The organism is Paenibacillus sp. ov031 (assembly GCF_900143165.1).
GTDB classification, from domain to species: domain Bacteria; phylum Bacillota; class Bacilli; order Paenibacillales; family Paenibacillaceae; genus Paenibacillus; species Paenibacillus marchantiae.
Window position 1 is genome coordinate 278,050 of the sequence record NZ_FRDO01000003.1, and the last position, 19,786, is coordinate 297,835.

Genomic DNA, 19,786 nt, shown 5'->3' on the forward strand with positions numbered 1-19,786 from the left:
ATATTTTAGAAGTATAATGATCGTTCTATCTTATTCTGAAAGGAGCGTATCGCTTCTTATGAGCAGCAAAAAGGAAATGCTGTTGAACGTGGCTGAGGAATTATTCTACCTGCACGGCTTTCATTCTATCGGCTTGAAGCGAATCATCACAGATGCCGGGATTGCCATCATGACGTTATATAATCACTTCAACTCCAAGGATGATCTCATTGTTGAAGTACTTCGGCGGCGCGAACAGCGCTATCTGGAACAGTTGCGGCAGTATGCCGACAACAAAGCGCAACCCGTATTCCTCAATCTGGCGGAAGGACATGCACGCTGGTTGATGGAGCATGAGTCGAGAGGATGCTTGTTTTTGCGTGCCAAGGAGGAATTTGGCGGAGATCCAGACAACGTCATTGTACAAACTGTCAACGCACATAAGAAACATGTGATGACCTTGATTAAAAATCTTGATCCTGCCGCAAGTGACCGTGCAGTGTTGCAATTTAGCCTGTTGCTGGAGGGTTCTACTGCACTCGCTGAGACAGAAAATGTAAATAGCGTCTGCCGGGAACTCATTGACATGACGAAGAATAGTTTCAAGTAGTCCCACACCGGGTGAGTTAGTAGTTCAACTCACTTTTTTATTTTAAAGAAAATATAATGATCGTTCTATCTAAAAGGCGGTGGATTTGATGAAAAAAATTATTTTCCCAGGGATTGCCCTTATCGCTGTATGTTATGCATTCGGGAGATTCAGCTATGGGCTGTTTATGCCGGAAATCTCGGAAGCACTCCAACTGGACGATGCCCAATCCGGAGCAATCAATTCCGCAACCTACATTGCGTACTGTCTGTCTCTACTTAGTGCCCCACTGTTAATTAATCGCATTGGGCACTATCATGTCATTCAAATAGCGGGCGTTAGTGCTGTGCTCGGTTTATTGGGCATAGCCTTGTCTCCAAACGCGTTTGTTCTCACACTAGGTGTATTTCTTGCCGGATTAAGTACAGGCTTGGCCTCTCCTGCATTGGGTAACACCGTCTACGCTGAGCTTGCACCTGAGCAGCAAGCCAGGGGGAATAGCTGGATTAACACAGGTACCAGCTTTGGCATTATCGTATCCGGTCCGATCTACTGGCTGTTCACCGAGTATTGGCGTTTTACTTACATCTTCTTTGCTGTTCTGGGTGTTGTAGTAGTGTTATGGAATAGACGTGTTCTTTCCCCACGCAAAACAGAGCCTTGTACCAAGTCCCTCTGGGCATGCATGAAGCCGACCAGACCCGGTGTGGCTCTGCTCATGGCTTCCCTTCTGACAGGTATCAGTTCTGCGATCTATTGGACCTTTGCCCGAAACTTCCTCACCGACGAAAAAGGGGCCTCCGATTCGGAAGCCGTACTGTTCTGGATTGTGATGGGGATTATGGGGATTCTCGGTGGGTGTGCTGGACGGATTATTGAACGCATCGGAATTGGATGGTCCTATCGGATAGGCCTTCTACTCTTGTCTGTTTCACTTGGCGTTATCCTTCTTCCATCGATGGCCGCCAGCCTGGTCTCAGCTGTTATGTTTGGCAGTACCTATATATTTCTGACCAGTGTATTCATCGTGTGGGCGACCAGGTTATTTCGCCCAAATACGTCCATCGGAATCAGCCTTGCTTTTCTCGCGCTCGGTGCGGGGCAGTTCATAGGTTCATCGATAGCGGGGTACACCATTGAGATGTTCTCCAACACGACAGCATTTCTGGTCTTTGCTGTACTGGGTCTGTTCGGATTACTTATTCGGGTGAAATAGCCAGACCCTTATCCTACAAACAAGCAAACCAACAGACTATACATCCGCTGCGCATCTGAAACCAATATGCCCAGTAGATGTATCAGGCGTGTTGGGGATTCTGGCCGCCACTCTATAGCGATTGCAGTAGGAACGGTGGCATAGGTAGGAACCGCCTTTTAACACCTTGCGGTCTTCATGAGGAGATAATTCCGTGGCAGCATCCGCAGCCTTCTCGTGATCCGTAACGTAGTTGTCTGCGCACCACTCCCATACATTGCCTGACATATTATAAAGTCCGTATGCATTGGGAGGAAACGATTGAGATGGAGCGGTGCCTGCATAACCGTCGGCTGCATTATTTTTCGCCGGAAATACACCCTGCCAGATGTTGCAATAGTGCTGTCCATCCGGCCTTAACGTATCGCCCCAAGGATATTTTTTCTGAATTAGGCCACCCCGGGCTGCATATTCCCATTCGGTTTCTGTAGGCAGACGTTTACCCGCCCAGCGGCAATAGGCATTGGCATCATTCCATGAGATATGAAGAACGGGATGATCAGAGCGATCTTTTATATTAGAATCGAGTCCTTCGGGATGAGCCCAGTCTGCACCTTCAACAACCCACCACCAGGGTGTCTGTTGTACCACGGTTCGAACTTGAGTCGCCGTTTGCGGAGAAACGAACAGATGAAAAACAAAAGACCAGCCAAACCGCTCCGCCTCAGTCCTATACCCCGTCTCACGAACAAACTGTGCAAATTCCGCATTGGTTACCGTACAGGCATCCAGATAAAAGGAGTTCACCTGAACTTCTCTGACGGGGCCTTCTCCATCCGCTGCAAAAGCTTCAGGGTCATTCGTGCCCATCAGGAAACGTCCACCTTCAATACGAATGCTTTCTTTCTTCTCTGCTCTATTGGTTAGAGCTATTGTGAAGTCAGCTGAATAACTGGTATGACTTGATGGCTTGTCCTCAACAGCCTCTACCGATGCAGCCGTTTCCTCTGGCAAACTCTTTTCCTCGAGCTTGCCGCTCCGACTTGCAGCGCAGCAGCAGGAAGAAGGTTTCTTTGGCAGCCGATCATGCATCTCAAGCATCCCCTTCTATGGTTAGGTTTAAGACTTTTTCCCCCTATTGTACACGGCAGGACGAATATTCGGATACGGTGGTGTTATCATTCCTGCTCCTACTTTTTTGAACAGTCCATTCAACTGAATTTCTTCATCCATTTCGCATATCAATCAAGGTAACGATATGGTCTGATAATTCTCTCGTTCCACACCTGTACTTCGATATAACGCTCCGGTCCGAGATCACCCTGTTGATTCCATTCCTGAGGCCAGCCATAGGATTGAATAATGTCCAGTATTTCATCTTTCGTGTAGACCTGCTTACGATAAGGTTTATCATCGATATAACGCATCGTTGGAAACAAATCGCCGTAGGTAAAACTTACGGAATCAGCAGGCAGATTCTCCCATGAGATCGTGACCCAATCCGGTTCGGTATACCAAGATTCCAACCACGCGCATGCACCCAGGGTCATATAGTGAGGATAACGGTTGGTCGGTTTCCCACCTTTGGAGATAAACTGCTCGTACGCTTTCCGCTCAAGTTCTCTTCGAATCATCATGTAATCTGCTGATCGCTGACTGGCAAAATTCCGGCCTCCCTGCCTGATATGCTGCGCAACGGCTTCTGCATCCTGCTCGGACAAACTGGAGAGATTGCGGAATGGTCCAACCCTTTTTTCAAAATAATGATACGCTTTCAGATCTGTCATACGGCACCACCTCCATGTACATCTCTTCGTCCCCCGTTTTCGTTAGTCATAGTGTACATCACGCCAACATGTATGGAAATAACTGTAGCAAACCATTTCCTCTGGTACACTATGCCATTTCAATTACAGTACCATCTTCCGATCGCTGCTTCGCTTCTCCAGGATGATCCAGCACTCTCCGTCCAATAAGTGATAAACTAATAAAAGGGCATTTATCTTCAACAAGCTTAAAGGGAGGAGGTTGTGTGTATGTTAGGCATAAAAGTACAGCAAGTAGAGAATCAACTCATCATCCGTTGGCAGCTTTCCAAAATAGAAATTCCCATCTCAGATATTAAAACAGTTACCCTTGATGATACATATGGTGGAAGTGAGCCTTCAGCCGTTCGAATCGGCGCAGCGTATGGCTCTTCCGAAACAATTCTAATCCGTACAACCAATCAACACTATATCCTGTTCACTTCCAGTGAGACTTTATTTCCAAAAATCAGTGCCATGCTATCCAATAATTCAGGTGAAGCGGAATGCGTCAAACTTGCAACGTGCTAACGAATCTAGCGCACCTTAAAGGTCCGATTCTCAAGGCAGGCCAAATTAACGCGAACAAGGGGCGTCCACCGTCATGTTCATGACTTGTGGAACAGTCCCCTTTTTTTTCACGTCGGTAGAAGTTCAAATGATATCCCTATCTCCAACTCCACTTCGGTAATTGATCCAGCGTAATGACTTCTTCACTATTATATACTTCCTTCAAATACGCCACGGTATTATGATTACCACCCTGTAGGAATTCTCCCGTCCAGGTACAAAACCAGCTCCAATGTACACCTTGCTCTTTCATCTGCTTTGGATCTGGAATGGAGCCGTTCTCGGCTAAGGCAATGATTTTGCTGTCATTCACCAGTTCACGCAGATTTTCATAACGCTTAGCTAATGGGCTGTGATCGCCTGCTTCTGGATACACATCCACACTCACAATGTCCACCACATCGTCACCCGGATACCAATCCGGCTTTTCCGAGTTCCACACCCAGATCAGATTACCCAGCTCATACTTGTTGACCAATTGATCATACATTAGGCGATATAACTGTTTGGCAGGTTCAGGTCCTTTGGCTCCCCACCAGAACCAGCCTCCTTCCGCTTCATGAAGCGGCCGGAATAACACTGGCACCCCAGCCTCCTTGAGTTCTTGCAGATGTACTGCAATTGCATCGATATCCCGGATCAATAAGGTATACTCTTCCGATTCAGGGTGAGCCAGCGCTGACGCGAGATCGTAGGTGGTGGCATCCGTATAGAAGCCGCGCCACCATTCTTTACCGGGTTCATTGATCAGATTAGCAGGTGCATTCCAGTGCCAACATAATGTCACAATTCCGCCTTGCTGATGCCATGCAATCGCATCCCGAATCTCCTGAGAGATCGCGCCGCGTTCTGTCCTTGATGGAGAATAATCCATGAGATCGAATCCAATTACCGCCGGCTTGCGGCCTGTATTCTCATTAATCCAGTTCAGATTGCCGTAATCCTGTTGACCTGACAGTACCCCTTTTCCATAACGCTCCGCCAAATACTTCATCAGTTCTCTAGCCTCGGAAGTCGCATCTTTATTCACTAAATTACTGCTTATCTTTTGCTCCGTCATTGATAATCCCCCATTCCCATGCAGGGCACATAGCGACCCAAATATCAAAAACACCCGAATTACGCATCCTATACGACTACTCCAAACCCGGTTAACCAACTACACCTGAACGTTCAATACTCTCGACGAAATAGCGTTGTACAAACAAATACAAAATAATGAGCGGTGCAATCGCCAGCAGAATGCCTGTATCCACGATCATGGCAACATAATTAGGGTCTGCCTTCATGCCCGAGTTCGAACCAAAACCCATCAATTGGGGAATTAACTGGTTCGCCTGGGCAGGCAATGAAGCCACCTTCAGCGAGATAAGCGGGCTTTCACTCATGAATAGCGCGGAATAGAACGTATCGTTGTACTGCCAGACAAACGAGAACAGAATGACTGTGATCAGCGGCGAAATGGCGTTCGGCAGCATAATTCGGGCAAATGTCCGAAATCCGCCCGCTCCATCAATCAGTGCAGCTTCTTCAATTTCCTTGGGCATGCCCTTGAAGAACTGGCGGAAAATATAAATGAACAGCCCCGCCTTCAGCCCACCAGCCGTAGCCGCAGTAATCATCGACGGCCAGTATGTATTCAGCAGGTTGATCCCTTCTCGCCCCGTGAACAGCCGAATCATGCCGAGAAAATCAAAGTTGCGGAAATGCAGATACATCGGCACCATCAGGGTGCTTGTCGGTACTAAAATAGTGAGGATGACTAATACAAACAGCACATTGCTGCCGGGAAAAGAAAAGCGGGCGAAGCCGTACCCGGCTAACGCACAGGATATCGCTGTGAGCAGCGTTGTAATCGTGACGAACAACAACGTATTCGCCAGCAAAGGTAAATAATCCATCACCTGCGCCGCAAGCTTGATATTATCCAGCGTAAAATGCTGGGGAATCATATAGATGGTCGGATTATAGATATCCTGTTTATCTTTGAACGCAACCGAGATTTTAAGAAACAATGGATACAAAATAATAAATGAAATACCAATAATCAATGCATATCTGAAGATGGAATACAGGAGGTCCGATGTCTTGTTTCGTACCCTCTGCATGCGGTAGTTCTCTTTCGGAACCACCACCATGCGATCCGTTCCCGACACAGCCATAGTCTCATGCCTCCTTCAACGTTCGTTAGCTTTCAGTTGTAATGAACCCGTCGTGATAGTACCCATCCCACAACAACCAATACCAGACCGATGACCAGCGTATACAGCCAGGACATGGCTGAGCTCAGGCCGAAGTTCTGGGTTTTAAATGCCGTCTGGTAGATGGCCTCCGTCACCGGGCTGCCTGCAAAGGAATCAATAATCGTATAGATGACATTCGTCAGGATCAATGGACTCACCATCGGAAACGTAATTTTCCAGAAGGATTCATAGGCCGTTGCACCTTCAATTTTGGCCACTTCATACATCGAGCCGGGTACCGATTGCAGCGCAGCGAGGAAGATTAAAATCTGTACCCCAGAGCTGCTGACAATATCGTAAATGCGCATGATGGCTTCAACGATGTAATCGACATATGCCATTGGCAGCCCCACATCATTCAGCATTCGCACGATTGAAACGACGTTGAACGAAGCTCCCCCCTCCGCCGACGTATCCACTGCACTGATGTCTCCCATCAGATTGATCAGACCTGCGGACTCGGCCGCCGCCACCGCACTGGAGGCCAGAATGACCGGCAGGAAGAAGATCGCACGTGCCATCGTTCTGCCCTTGAATTTCTGGTTAAGCAGTGTCGCCGTAAATAAACTGAAGAATAGAATCATCGGCACATTCAGCAGCATCGCTCCGACCGAATCCACCAGAATCCGGTTGAATGTTGCATCGACCAGGATGGCATCTTTGAAATTTTTCAAACCGACAAAATCCAGTACATAGCCTCCTGGGGCAACCGACAGATTGCTCAAACTGAACCGGATCGATTGCAGCAGCGGCGTAGCGAACAAGAAGATGAAACCAATCAACCAGGGCGAAATAAACGCAAGGCCAAGCAGCGCTCTCCGTGATTTCAAGGATAAACGAAGGGTTCTCATCGGTTCACTCCTTCCACTGCATAGTCCGCCCCGCCAACGGTAATTCCATCAATCGTTACCGGATCAGCCGTATAATTCACCAAAATCGTTGCATCGCCACTATATGTGACACGCACCACGCCATCCTGAACTCGTTCATGCTCGGTTATTGGCTGGTTCCGCAAATGACCTAATACCTCATTCGCTTCCTTGTATAAGGCTGCTGCGTCATCTACCCAATAGGCAAAGTCAGTGGCATAAGCCGAATCATAACTGGTCAGCTTCAGCTTGGACGATGGTTCATACGTCCATTGAAACTGCGGAGCTGATCCCAGCTCCAGACTGCGGAGCAGCTGTTTGCGCAGATCCTGATCCCCTGACGTATTCATTGCGGAAGCAGCGTAGTCCATATATCCATGAATGACCATCTCATAAAAAGGAACTTCCTCATCGGTAATGTTGAACCGGCTGGAGCCTGAGGGAGCATTAACAATATGCTGCGTATATCCCCACGCATACGCATTAGCGGATGATAACATCATGTTTGGATATTCCTGCTGCAGCTTGCCCAGCTGCTCCTTCACGATGTTCTTCGCGGTCTCCCGGTGGATGACACGACTATCCCGATAATCCGAGCTCAATACCTGCCCGAGATCACGCAGCGATAATGCGCTGAGTTCCAATTTGTTGATTTTCCCGGCAAACTCGCTCACCACATACGGCAGCTTGGCGGCCGACAACAGATAATAACTGTCTTTGCTCTGATCCATCCGGTTGAGGGCAGGACTGTATGGATACAGTTCAGCCGTCTCCTTGGTGACAAATCGCGCTGCATCGGAGGATGGGGCAAAGTTCCAATCGTCGTGGTAAATACGCTGGAACGCCACATCAGGGAATAACGCTCCACCGGACTGCTTCAGTTGTTCAGACAGATCATGCAACTCGGAACGACTGCCCACTTCACTGTCCAGCTTGACCTGTGTCGGTGTATGGTGGCTGAAACCTCCGCCAAACCATCCCTGATACCGCATCTGCACGCGGTTCACACCTTCCTGCTGCAGCTTCGCAGCCATTTCAGCCGCTTGTTCATATGTCGTCATAGCCAATGTGGTCCGATAAGGTACACCCAGGAATGAAGCTTTTTTGTCCACTGCACCTAACACATCCACGTAAAAAGGCAAGGCTGAATCGTCCTCCAGCGGTTTCAGTACGTTCTGCCCAACCAATTGCTGCTGATACAAACGGGCCATCCCGGAATAGCTGGCATCCTTACCATTAAGGAAATGGTAGCGCACCTGAATATCCCCGCGGAATGGTTCCTCGCTTAGTAGCTGAATCTCCTGCATCTTTTGCGAGGTATACATCTCCAACTCATCCTCACCCCGCAGGGAGAACGTGCCGTAGACGTGGTTATAGCTATTTTGCCTGCCTCCAATGTCCGCAGAGATACTGGCCATGCCATCCCCTTTTTCAATCACGGCAAACCAGGCATGTTCACCGTTCTTCAAACCAAAGACAGGCATATGGACAGATTCACTAACCTGCGGGCGACTGAGTGAATTGTCATTCGGATCTGCACCATACACACGTTGTACGTACTGCTCCTCTTTGACCTTTCCGTTATTCAGATGGATCAGACTACCTGATCCGTCAGGTACAAACATATAACCTTCACCTTTCGTATCGGCGGCACCAAAATAAGCGAGCAGATCGATATTACGAATACGGTATTGACCGCTCTCTTTCACCTGACTTAGCGGCACGGTTACAACCAGCGAACCTTGATCCAGCCGATATTCCACCGGAATGACGAAGCTTGGTTTATCCGATGTGCCCCCGCCTTCGACTCCATTCTCCTCATTGTCAAAAGCAAGATCTTCAGCGGTGTAACCCGCCGTCTCAAAGGCATCCAGCATCTTGTTCAGTACAAGCTGCTTTGATATCTGTCCATCCAACCGTTCCAGCACATCCGGATTGTTCTTGGTTGGATAGTAGCGGGCAGATGTATATCTTGCGACTGTGGCATCCAGTTTCGAAAGTACCTTCTCCTCCAGACGCTGTTTGCTTATCAGTTTGGGCAGAGCATCAATGCCTAGCGAGGTATCCCCAAGCGTGTATGTAACACGAATGCCCTGATCCACATTGGCAGCTGCGAACTGTTTGTTGCTGATGCTGGAGCTAAAGTTCGGAAAGTTCTCCAGTGTACCGATCGCATCCCGAAATGACACGTTCAGCTGGGAGGACAACACTTCCTTTTCATAAGCGGAAGCCAGGCCATCCTGATTACGTTCGTTCGGATTGCTGTACCAGATCTGTCCACTCGCTCCATCACGAACGGCAATTTCCGTCGTCTCCTCGTTGTAATAAAGCGCCAGTCCCTGATCCTCGGCGACCAGTTGCATACCCGGCACCCCCTGCGAGGAATCGGTAAGGAATTGCAATGATTCCGTCTCGGTTGGCATAGCCTCTGTTGTTGCTTCAAGAAAAGTCGTTGCCTCCACGGCTGGAACTCCCCTGTTATTGATATACAGCAGTCCGGCTGTAAGCAGGATCACAGCAGCACCACTGGCCAGCACCGTATATATTCGTTGCCTTTTGTTCACGGATGCCGCCTCCTTTAGGTCCGAAAAATCAACTCGAGGTAGATGTTGTAACCGAATTCATATAACTGCTGCAACATGCTGAACACCAATGCTCCGAGGAACACGATTATGCCCATGACAATTAACGTCAGCAGCATCGTCAGGATCGTTTTGATCACGGTGTACTGGTGTACCGTCATCGTGCCAATGAAGAGCAGCAGCACGAACCAGAAGAACGCGATGCTATTAAATAAATAATAAAAAGCCGTCTCTTCCTGTACCATAAACCGGCTAATGATAATCATCGGGACATAGATCAAAATAATCGGAATAAGCGAGTATCCTGTTGCCAGAAAAATCTCCCTGAACTTTCCTTCACCTTCCATCAGGGTGGTTACCGCCCAGTTGGCTATGCACCAAAGAAAGAACGGTACTGCAACCGTTGCGATCTCCCCTATGCTGTTGATTGTGCGAGGATCGATGTAATTCACAAGAAACCCCGCGTATTGTTTTTGCAAAATCATCATGATAATGGTAAGCGCCAGTGCTCCAAAAGCAACGGTCAACCTGCCCCGCTGATCCGACTTGATATCCCAGAATGCATCAATGGGGTGAAAAATGAGATGCAGCGGAAACTTAATGTAATCCTGCTTCACGGTCAATCTGCCTCCTCCGTCTCCATTTAACCGCCACTCGGACCAGGATCAGAATGAAAATCAGTGCGATGGCAAGTGTCAGAAAGGTGCCGAAATGTTCCTTCATCATCTCTCGCCGATATCTTTTGAACGCGACAGAATAACTTTTGCGATCCATTCCCAGTTCGAAGTAACCCAGAGCTTCCTCGTTTTTCTTCTCCATCAGCAAGGACTTGCCGATACCGATATAGGCGATATCATAGTTGGCGTTAAGCTTCAGCACTTCTTTCCAGATATGAACAGCCTCCGTATCCTCACCCTGATAATGAAGGGCAACCGCCTGGTTCACGCTGGCTCCAAACCGTGTTGGCTCATAGATAACCAGATTGCTTTTTCCCCGATCCAGCACTAATTGATGATCCCCGGACTGTTCCATGGCGACTGGTGTTTTGAGCGTTCCCACCTGATTGCCTTTGCCTCCATATACGTAGAGCAGATGACCTTCATCATCGTAAGTAAACACCCGGTTCTGCGTCGCATCCAGCACACTGTACATACCGTTGCCCAGTACCTTCACATCAATCAGCTTGGACGGGCCCGGGTTATTGCGGAATCTGATATCTCCTTTGACTTCAAAATAACCAAATCTCTTTAGCACATCCTCGCCAGATGGATTGAGACGTTTAATCGGTTCGCTGGAACCCGGGTCGATATTAGTCGCATATACGAACCCTTTGGTGTCGATATCGACATTGGAAAACTCGGTCGGTACAAACAAAACCATCTGCGCCCGCTGGGCTTTGGTTGAGAGCATCCGCCAAATGTATTCGCCGTAGTCGCGTTCCACCTTGTTCGTACCGACGTATCCAATGAATTGACCGTGCTCGTCAAACTGCATAATTCCTTCGTAAACACCCTGAGCCACCACATACACGCGGCCTACCCGATCCACAGTCAATTTCAGCGGTTGGAACTGAAAATTGGTCGCGAGGATATCGGACTCCGGCTTCGTAATCGTATGGACCAGCTGACCTTCCGCATCCAGGACAACTACACGGCTGTTCCCCGTATCAGCGATGTATACTCGATCCTCTTCATCCACGAATAATCCACCTGGCGTATTAAAACTCTCCTTGCTGCCGTCCATCATAAATCCTTCGATCACCCGCAGCAGCTTATAATCCGCGTCCAGGACAACAATTCGGCTGTTGCCACTGTCCAAAATATAAATCTGCCCGGAGGGAGAAACGTTTACATCACCGGGGTCTTTGAATTCGCCAATGCCCAGGTCGCTGCCCGAGATGGTTTGCTTGGGCAGATAGGCATCCGGTGAAGGAACGGCCTCTTTCCAGTAGTTGTAGTTATAACTCTCATACGGCGCCGGGGAGGCCGCCGCAGGCACGGCATTCACCAGCAGCAGCGATACTGCCGCCAGGAGAACAAGCCATCTTTTCACTGTGCGTGCCATATCGTTCCCCCTTATTCCTTCATGCCCGAACTCGCCATCGTCTCAATGATGCGGCTCTGGGAGAAAATGAATAGCGTAATGGGCACACTCATCAAAATAAGTGCTACCGCAGCACCTGCCCCGGCCCGGGATATCCCGCCCTGAATGATCTGACCCGCCGCATAGTGCAAGGTCTTGAGCTGTTCACTGTAGATGTACCCATTGCCATCACTGCCCCACAGCATCTGGAACAGCAAAATGATCAATGTGAGCCAGGCTGGCTTTACATTGGGCATGACAATGGACCAGAAAATCCGGTATTCACTGGCACCGTCAATTTTGGCTGCTTCCAGCAACGCATCCGGGATCTGCTCCATGAACTGCTTCATCAGATACAGACCCAATGAATAGGCAAATGCCGGAATAATGACGGCCCAATACGTATCAATCCAACCCAGCCATGACATGATCATATAGTTGGGAATGGCCGTCACGGCAGGTGTGAACATCAGGGAAAGCACAACAACCTGGAACATGAACACTTTGCCCGGAAATTTGTGCTTGGCGAGTGGGTACGCCGCTGCCGAAGCGAGCAGTACATGGCCCACGATGCCAATGCCCGTAATAAATACCGTGTTGAATATATATCGTGAGAACGGAACCCACGAGTCACTCAGCAGATTCAGCAGATCCGTAAAGTTGCTGAACGTTGGATTTTTGACAAATAGTGTGGGTGGAAAAGTAAAAATCTCATCCAGCGGTTTGAACGCATTATTGATCGCATAGATCAGCGGCAGCACCATGAAAGCACCAAATACGAGCAGAAGGGCAAACAGGGAGATGCTTCCTGATAAAGAGCGGTTGACCCTCTTTTTGCCTGTCGCAATTGCAGCCATAGCTATTCTCCCACCCTTCGAAGCAGTTTCTGTACCAGCAGGTTGGTGCCCACCATAATCATGAACAGCACGGTTGCAATCGCCGAGGCGTATCCCATCTCAAACCGCGTTGTACCAAAGTCGATCAAATGGGTCACCACCGTCTCCGCCGCATAGTTCACACTTGGGAACCCCGCCAGCGCAATGGACACATCCGCCACCGCGAATGAGGTCGTAAGTTGAATGACCGCACCGAACATCAATTGCGGGCGCATCGAAGGCAGGGTAATATACCAGAGCTCCTGCCAGCGATTTTTGATTCCATCTACCGCACCTGCTTCATATAACGTCCGGTCTACGGTCTGCAAACCGGCGATAAACGCCAGAAAGCCTGTGCCAAGACTGAGCCACAATTGCACCAGAATGAGGATTGGCATAATATAGGCTTCCGTTTTCAACCACTGGATTGGCTCCAGCAGAAATCCCCATTTGATCAGCAGTCCATTGGCTATACCGTAGCGATCCCCCGAGAAAATCATCAGCCAGATAAAATAGACGTTCCCCGATATGGATGGCGCATAGAAAATCAGCGTCATGAACGCTCTCCATTTGGGTGTTAATTCATTAATGATCCACGCAAATACGAAACAGGCAATATAGCTGATGGGTCCGGTAATAATGGCAAACAGCAACGTATTTTTGATAGCAATCAGAAATACGTCATCCTCCAGAAACAGCCGGGTATAGTTCTGCCAGCCAATAAAACGCGGAAACTCCAACATGTTGAAATAAGTGAAGCTGAGTATGATGGAAATGACCACCGGAATCACAGTGAACATGATGAATAGGATCATATAAGGAGCTAGCAGTACATAGGAATGTTTGCTGGCCTTCATTTCCTTGAGCTTCCAGGACCACCATGATTTCATGCCCATGCCTGGTGTTTTCTCAGGAGGACTGTTTTGTCCGTCTCGGAGTGATATTTGTGACACTGTTAACCCTCCCTCTACTTACGGAAGACCAAATTCATTACGCTTGACTCGAATCTCGTCCTGAATATACTGGGTGTAATCCATGATGGATTCCCTGGCTTCCACTTGGCCAACAACCGTCTTGTAAAATGCATTGAACAGATGGCGTCCGGTAAAATAACCGCCAGGCACCTCGGGAATGCCCTTTACCGTCTCGAATTGTGCTTTCAGATTCGCATAATCCTCAGCAGGCCACGGAAGTGAATCGAGTGCCTTGATGTTGGCTGTCGGATAACGCGCAGCCGCACCCATCAGCCCTTCCATCTCGCGGCCAAACTCAGCCTGAACCGGTGTACTGGTCCACCATTTCATGAACTCCCACGCGGCCTCTTGGTCCTTGGCGCTCTCCAGCATCATGACCGCGCTGCCGCCACCCGGAACGTCCCGATTCAATGTTCCATCCGGCTGCACAGTCCCCGGAACCGGAACAAATCCCCATAATCCACGGATCTCCGGTGCAAATACAGACAACTGGTTATACATCGTGTAATCCGTCAGACCAATCGGCATCTGTCCGGTCCGGAAACGGTTGGCAAAGTCATACTCCCGCTCCAGCTTGTAATCGGTATAAAACTCTGTCCACTTCTTAAAGGTCTCAATACCGATGCGCGAGTCCAGATCCGATTCCTTGCCGTCATTCCGATAGAAGGAGCCTCCGTTCTGCAGCAGCATTGTGGCATACTGCGAGTTAGGCGGGATATTGACCCCCTGAATGTTGGCTTGGGCCACCACCGGCATGCCAAATTCCATATGATTTTTACTCAGAATCGCCAGCAGGCTCTCGACATCATCCCACGTTTGAGGAACTTCAAGCCCCAGCTCTGCAAGCACATCTTTTCGATAAAACAACATATTAAAGGTCTGTGTCTCCGGCAGGGCGTACACGCCTGAATCATAGGCGTACGGTACGATGGCACTGTCTCTAAACTCCTGTTCTACCGTGGTATAGTCACTGAACTGGGTGAGATCCACCGCCGAGTTCCGCATCGCAAAGTTCACCGGCAGATCATTGCCGATCTGCATCGCTACATCAGGTCCTTCACCCGACAAGGTGGCTGGCAACAGCGTACCCATGTTGACCAGCTTCAAATTGACGTTGATGCCGCTCTCCGGTGTGAATGTCTCATCAATCATCGCTTTCATCGTGTTCGCCTGATCACGGCCACTGCCGATCCAGACCGTCACCGTGCGCTGATCCTCTGATGTGGCTACGTTCCCGATCTGGTTATAATCAATGAAGAACGAATGATAGAATGTCTTCGCTTCATGACCAAGCTTCGCCAGCGGACCCATACCCTTTCCGGGAATGCTGCTGTCTAATGAAGCTACATAGAGGGCATCAATCTCAAGCGGTTGCTCGCGAGCCTGCTGCACCCAAGTCCCCAGTCCGCCCGTGTTCGTTTTGTAAGCGGCAAGTCTTCTTGGAATGGTATCCGGCTTATCGATCATCTCATCCAGCTGTTGGGCCATCGTTTTGATCAACGCTTCCTGATCGCTGGACTGGCCTGACAGAAGACGAAGTTGCCTTGCAACTTCCTTCAGACGTTTGCTTTCTCCGCTAAACACCTCCAGCAGATTCGGGATCTGCTTCTCCACCCGATAATCCCGGAATTCATCCGGCTTGGTGCCTGTAATCATCAGAATTCTCCGGTACATGGAGTTCAGGTTGTACAGGCTGTCCTCCACATTGCGAATAAGTGGTGCGAAGTCGCCCAGGCTGTTCTCCAGACGAATGACATGTCTGCCTTTATCCAACTGGAACTTGTAAGCTTCCTCGCCGCCCAGCACATCAATGCGATAATCGCTTTGGTAACGGAACGGCGCCTTCGTCATCTCTGCAAACGGAATCTCGCCATCAATGGTCAGCTTGCGTGTGGAATAGATGCCTTTGACAAAATTTTGCTGAGCGGTAAAACCGATATGATAAAGTCCACTCTCCGGCACATCCACTTCCCATTCGATCCACTGTCCTGGCAGACGCCAGTTAAAACCACCAATCGTATTAATACGCACCTGGGAAGCGCTGTACGGAGATACGGCTGAACTTGATCTTTCACTGGTTGGATATAACGTAGGTGAAGATTTGGCAACAGCCGCTTCCCCTTCAATTCGGATGAGCACATCCTTAGGCTGACCAGAAGCATCCGTATGCTCGGCCCCTGCGGTTTCCGCATAAGGAACGGCTGGCTTCTCATTGAATAGCCGTATGGATCGAATTACTATGGGTTCGCGAGAGGATTTTAGCGTTAACGTGTGCCTTCCCTTTTCCAGATAGAATTTGAATGGAGCCTGTTCATACCCGTCCGAATCCTGAAATGTTTCCTCCATCCAGCGGGGCTTCTCCACTTGTTTTGGGCGAAGATCATTGCCCTGATTATCCTGTTCAACAGCCTGTTTCTCATTGCCCCATACCCGGTCAAACTGCAAATAGGCGGCTTCCGCAAACGGAAGTTCACCATCAATGTACAATGCACGCTCAATGGCCGAACTCTTTCCTTCTACGGGAAAATAGACAGCAGAGAGGTTGTACAGCCCGGTTTCCGGTACTTCAACTACCCAGTCGATCTCGCCTGTCTCCCCAGTATGAAGCGATACACCTGGCTTGCCCTCATAATCATTCAGCTTGCGTACCTCTTCACCCTCTGCCCGTATGTAGTCTCCTGCTTCGATGGTCATATCCACATTCGGTCTTGAGGCCTCACCTGCCTGGGACAAATATTGTTCATATCCGTTCTTCTGCCTCGTCTGCTGCAAGATGGCATCCACCTCAATGGCAGGCAAACTGCCAGAAGGCACAACTGCACTCTTTACACCTGCACCGGAAGTAAGCAAAAGTATGACGCAGGCTGCCGCTGCTGCAATGACTATGGGCAGGATCCATTTCTTTCGTTGTAGAATTCCAGCCATCCTACGAGCCCTCCTCATCAAGGCTGATGCCAGCAATGCTTAAATGGTGATACAGGAAAAGAGGTACCCGTGCGTGAGCCCGGACACGAGGCACCCCTGTCTGAATCATGCTGGTATTACTGTTTGCCAAGTTTATCGACTGCCGCTTGTGCCTGCGCTTTATACTTCTCAGCTGTTGCTGTAACGGAAGCATTGTTTTTGATGATGTCGTTTACATAGTCACCGATTGGATAGCCCGTGTAGGCGTCATCTAGCAGGATGCGCCCCGTTCCTGCGATATGCTCGCGAATCATAGCGATGTCCTTCTCGTCGGTATAACGGCTTTCCAGGTAATCCTGACCTGGGTACTCTTCAATCTGCGGAATGTCGAAGGTTTCTTCATAGATTTGGTATACAATTTTAGGATCTTCCACACCTTTGGGAATGAATTTTGCTGAGGCAGCGTTGTTGGCGTATGTTACATCCTTGTTGCCCTGAGGACCGTTCGGAATTGGTACGACTCCAGCAGCAAAGGTGATATCGCCCAACTGCCATTCCGCAGCAGTGAACAAAGCCACATCTCCATCCTTGAATGTGTTGCTTTCCTCCCAGTTCGTTTTGTCGCCTGTTTTGACTTTCACAACATTCTCGACGTTATACAGGCGTTTGACGAATTCGGCAGCTTCAATCGTTTTCGGATCGGACAATCCTTCTTTTGAATGTTCGTCGTCTACGATCGTGCCGCCATTGGCTGCAGTAAAGTGACGAAGTACGTCGATGGCCCAGCCAGAGAACCCGTATACGTCAATTTTTCCGTCGTTATCCGTATCTTTGGTCGCCTGTTTCGCCAGTTCCATGAATTTATCCCAATTCCATTCGCCTTTGTTGTATAGCTCCTGAGGATCAGGCAGCGACAACTTCTTGAATAAGTCACGGTTATAGTGAAGTCCCAGACCGATGCTGGTTGGAGATTCAAATGCGTAGTAGTTGCCTGCGATGGCAGGGAATTTCGTGATCAGGTTTGCCTCTTGGTTGATGTTATTCTCAGCTGTGGTGAATTCGGAGATCGGAAGCAGTTGCCCTTTGAGGATGGCGGGTAATGCGGATTTGTACTCCATCTGAACGATGTCTGCGAACGGTTCGCCAGCTAGCGCTGTCGTGGTAAATTTGTTCATGTATTCTTCGAATGGCACGTTTACAAACTCAATTTTCACGTTGTATTTCTTCTCGACTTCAGCGATTTTATCCAGTCTAGCCTTATCCGATGCGGTCTCCCCCGCTGGCTTCAGATCCCACCAGGCCGCAACCTTGATGACACGTCCACCCAAATCAGGTACATTTACGGCCACTTCTTCTTTTCCGCCTTCTTTGTCTGTTTCGACGGTTCCAGTGCTATTGCCCGAATTCGCTGGTGCATCATCAGCTGGCTGAGCCGTCCCCCCACCACTGCAAGCGGATACAAAAAGCATTACGACCAATAACATGAGCGGCAAAACGTTCCATTTTCTAGTCACGATTTTAACAACCTCCCCGAATGTGTATACAAATCATGGTCCGGCATAACTCCCTGACTTTCATTTACCCTAATGAAATTCGACGACCACCACCATTTGTTATTTTACCGTTTGGTTTTGACAAACAAAATTTAACATAGCATAATGTAAGCGTCAACATTTTTATTGTTAACATTTTCTAATTATTCTGATAAAATGCTGTTATATCGCTTTAATACCTTATGATATAGCATATTATTCGAATACCATTCTGAGTACTTCCATATCCAAAACGAAAATCATTTTTGATTATTTTGTTATTTTATAAAATAACAAAAAGATAATAACCCATTCAAAATTCGCCTTTTTCTCCTGCAACACGTCCATTCGCCAAGGTCTATTTTCGTCGTTACATGTATGGAACACTAACATTTTCACTTCTACAGCCGTTATTAGATTAAGAGAAATACATCATGATATACTAGAAACAGCTTTATTGCACAATGTAAGGAATACGGCAGAACTACGAGTGTAAGGATGGTATGATGAAGACGAAGGTAACAATTCAGGAAATTGCACATTTTACAGGTCTGTCGAAATTTGCGGTCTCACGAGCACTGTCCGGAAAATCAGGTGTTAGTGAGCAGACACGGGACGTTATTCTTAAGGCCGCTGGCAAACTTGGATATTTCAAAGATAACAGCATGTTGTCTGGTGATATGTATAGCAGCAATGAACTTCAGGACCCGCAGAACACGCGGTGGAGTGGCACCATTTTGATTTTGTTTCCTAATGTTCGTTATCAGAATCAGGAATCCGTATATTGGGGGCCTGTCTTTAACGGGATATCCTCCAGACTGAACCAGAAAGGCATCAATATTCTTACTCTGACAGAGCCTTCTGCGGATCAACTGTTCACGTTGCTGAATCCGGATGCCATTCGGGGCATTATTACGGTTGGTTCTATCTCCACACCCATTCTGCTTGAAATTAAGCGTCTGGGCATTCCTGTTGTCATGGTGGATCATCTGGACCCCGTCTTTCACAGTGACAGTATTTTCACAGACAACTTTGCTTCCATGCGTGACATTATGCTCTATTTGCTGCGCAAGGGATTCAAACGGTTTCAGTTTGTTGGAAATACCAGTGATGCGCACAGCTTCTATGAACGATGGGTCGCCTATACTTCGGTATTAATGGGTCATGGATTGGAAATGAATCAGATCCCTGAACTAAGCAGCCCGGATGTGGATGATTTTCGCAAGACGTTCACTTCGGTCATTCATGAGGGGAATTTGCCTGAGGTTTTTGTCTGTGCCAATGACTTCTATGCGCTATACACCATCGAAGCTCTGGAGAGTATTGGGATTAGTGTACCCAACCAGTGCGTAGTCACCGGTTTCGATAATGTGTATGATAATATCCCTGTACTCGCCACAGTTAATGTGAACAAGGAATTGCTTGGTGCGCGTGCGGTTGACCAGATGTTATGGCGAATTGTAAACCCGGAGAGCAGTGTGGAGAAAAAGCTGATTCTTGCTGATGTGATGATTCGGGAACAGTACGGAAGACATAACGGATAAAACGGCAAGGTAACCATAGACACCAAAACACCCCCATATCCAG

At 48.5% G+C, this 19,786-nt stretch carries 16 protein-coding genes; 4 read left to right on the plus strand and 12 right to left on the minus strand.

Going from position 1 to position 19,786, the window contains the following annotated elements; translation table 11 throughout:
• The first annotated feature begins 58 nt into the window (after positions 1 to 58).
• Together BUA17_RS14935 and BUA17_RS14940 are read left to right on the plus strand one after the other, a co-directional pair.
• Positions 59 to 589 (plus strand): TetR/AcrR family transcriptional regulator, encoded by a 531-nt coding sequence (locus BUA17_RS14935; protein WP_072734083.1) that lies wholly within the window; start codon positions 59 to 61, stop codon positions 587 to 589.
• Positions 590 to 677: 88 nt separating this feature from the next.
• Complete coding sequence (locus BUA17_RS14940) at positions 678 to 1,784, plus strand: MFS transporter (protein WP_072734084.1); 1,107 nt, start codon at positions 678 to 680, stop codon at positions 1,782 to 1,784.
• Between the two features lie 36 nt (positions 1,785 to 1,820).
• Here BUA17_RS14940 and BUA17_RS14945 read toward each other — a convergent pair whose 3' ends face one another.
• The gene (locus BUA17_RS14945; RefSeq protein WP_083584720.1) at positions 1,821 to 2,855 is read right to left on the minus strand and encodes a formylglycine-generating enzyme family protein; all 1,035 of its coding nucleotides are present in this window, start codon (positions 2,853 to 2,855) and stop codon (positions 1,821 to 1,823) included.
• Between the two features lie 149 nt (positions 2,856 to 3,004).
• Positions 3,005 to 3,550 carry a hypothetical protein gene (locus tag BUA17_RS14950; RefSeq protein WP_072734086.1) on the minus strand — a complete coding sequence of 182 codons (546 nt, stop codon included), beginning with the start codon at positions 3,548 to 3,550 and terminating at the stop codon, positions 3,005 to 3,007.
• Positions 3,551 to 3,799: 249 nt separating this feature from the next.
• Here BUA17_RS14950 and BUA17_RS14955 point away from each other — a divergent pair, with 249 nt between their 5' ends.
• The gene (locus BUA17_RS14955; protein ID WP_072734087.1) at positions 3,800 to 4,099 is read left to right on the plus strand and encodes a SunI/YnzG family protein; all 300 of its coding nucleotides are present in this window, start codon (positions 3,800 to 3,802) and stop codon (positions 4,097 to 4,099) included.
• Between the two features lie 136 nt (positions 4,100 to 4,235).
• Here BUA17_RS14955 and BUA17_RS14960 read toward each other — a convergent pair whose 3' ends face one another.
• The 10 genes from BUA17_RS14960 to BUA17_RS15005 form a co-directional block, all read right to left on the minus strand.
• Positions 4,236 to 5,198 carry a glycosyl hydrolase gene (locus tag BUA17_RS14960; RefSeq protein WP_072734088.1) on the minus strand — a complete coding sequence of 321 codons (963 nt, stop codon included), beginning with the start codon at positions 5,196 to 5,198 and terminating at the stop codon, positions 4,236 to 4,238.
• A gap of 91 nt (positions 5,199 to 5,289) precedes the next feature.
• Positions 5,290 to 6,300: a carbohydrate ABC transporter permease gene (locus BUA17_RS14965; protein WP_079696486.1), complete on the minus strand. Its 1,011-nt coding sequence runs from the start codon at positions 6,298 to 6,300 to the stop codon at positions 5,290 to 5,292.
• Positions 6,301 to 6,332: 32 nt separating this feature from the next.
• On the minus strand, positions 6,333 to 7,232 hold the full coding sequence (locus BUA17_RS14970) for a carbohydrate ABC transporter permease (RefSeq protein ID WP_064639573.1): 900 nt from the start codon (positions 7,230 to 7,232) through the stop codon (positions 6,333 to 6,335).
• Positions 7,229 to 9,814 (minus strand): DUF5696 domain-containing protein, encoded by a 2,586-nt coding sequence (locus tag BUA17_RS14975; RefSeq protein ID WP_072734089.1) that lies wholly within the window; start codon positions 9,812 to 9,814, stop codon positions 7,229 to 7,231. The genes BUA17_RS14970 and BUA17_RS14975 overlap by 4 nt, the downstream gene beginning before the upstream one ends.
• 14 nt (positions 9,815 to 9,828) lie before the next feature.
• On the minus strand, positions 9,829 to 10,449 hold the full coding sequence (locus tag BUA17_RS14980; RefSeq protein ID WP_072734090.1) for a YIP1 family protein: 621 nt from the start codon (positions 10,447 to 10,449) through the stop codon (positions 9,829 to 9,831).
• Entirely contained in the window at positions 10,430 to 11,896 is a 1,467-nt protein-coding gene (locus BUA17_RS14985; RefSeq protein WP_072734091.1) for an NHL repeat-containing protein, read from the minus strand. Before BUA17_RS14985 ends, BUA17_RS14980 begins: the two co-directional genes overlap by 20 nt.
• An 11-nt stretch (positions 11,897 to 11,907) precedes the next feature.
• Entirely contained in the window at positions 11,908 to 12,771 is an 864-nt protein-coding gene (locus tag BUA17_RS14990; protein WP_064639582.1) for a carbohydrate ABC transporter permease, read from the minus strand.
• A gap of 2 nt (positions 12,772 to 12,773) precedes the next feature.
• Positions 12,774 to 13,685, minus strand: a complete 912-nt coding sequence (locus tag BUA17_RS14995) for a carbohydrate ABC transporter permease (protein WP_064641001.1) — start codon at positions 13,683 to 13,685, stop codon at positions 12,774 to 12,776.
• Between the two features lie 75 nt (positions 13,686 to 13,760).
• The gene (locus BUA17_RS15000) at positions 13,761 to 16,688 is read right to left on the minus strand and encodes an extracellular solute-binding protein (protein ID WP_072734092.1); all 2,928 of its coding nucleotides are present in this window, start codon (positions 16,686 to 16,688) and stop codon (positions 13,761 to 13,763) included.
• A gap of 116 nt (positions 16,689 to 16,804) precedes the next feature.
• A complete protein-coding gene (locus BUA17_RS15005; RefSeq protein ID WP_244552148.1) occupies positions 16,805 to 18,181 on the minus strand; it encodes an ABC transporter substrate-binding protein in 1,377 nt (458 codons plus the stop codon).
• A gap of 521 nt (positions 18,182 to 18,702) precedes the next feature.
• Between BUA17_RS15005 and BUA17_RS15010 the strand changes: the two genes are divergently transcribed.
• Positions 18,703 to 19,743 (plus strand): LacI family DNA-binding transcriptional regulator, encoded by a 1,041-nt coding sequence (locus tag BUA17_RS15010; protein ID WP_244552149.1) that lies wholly within the window; start codon positions 18,703 to 18,705, stop codon positions 19,741 to 19,743.
• Positions 19,744 to 19,786 lie beyond the last annotated feature (43 nt).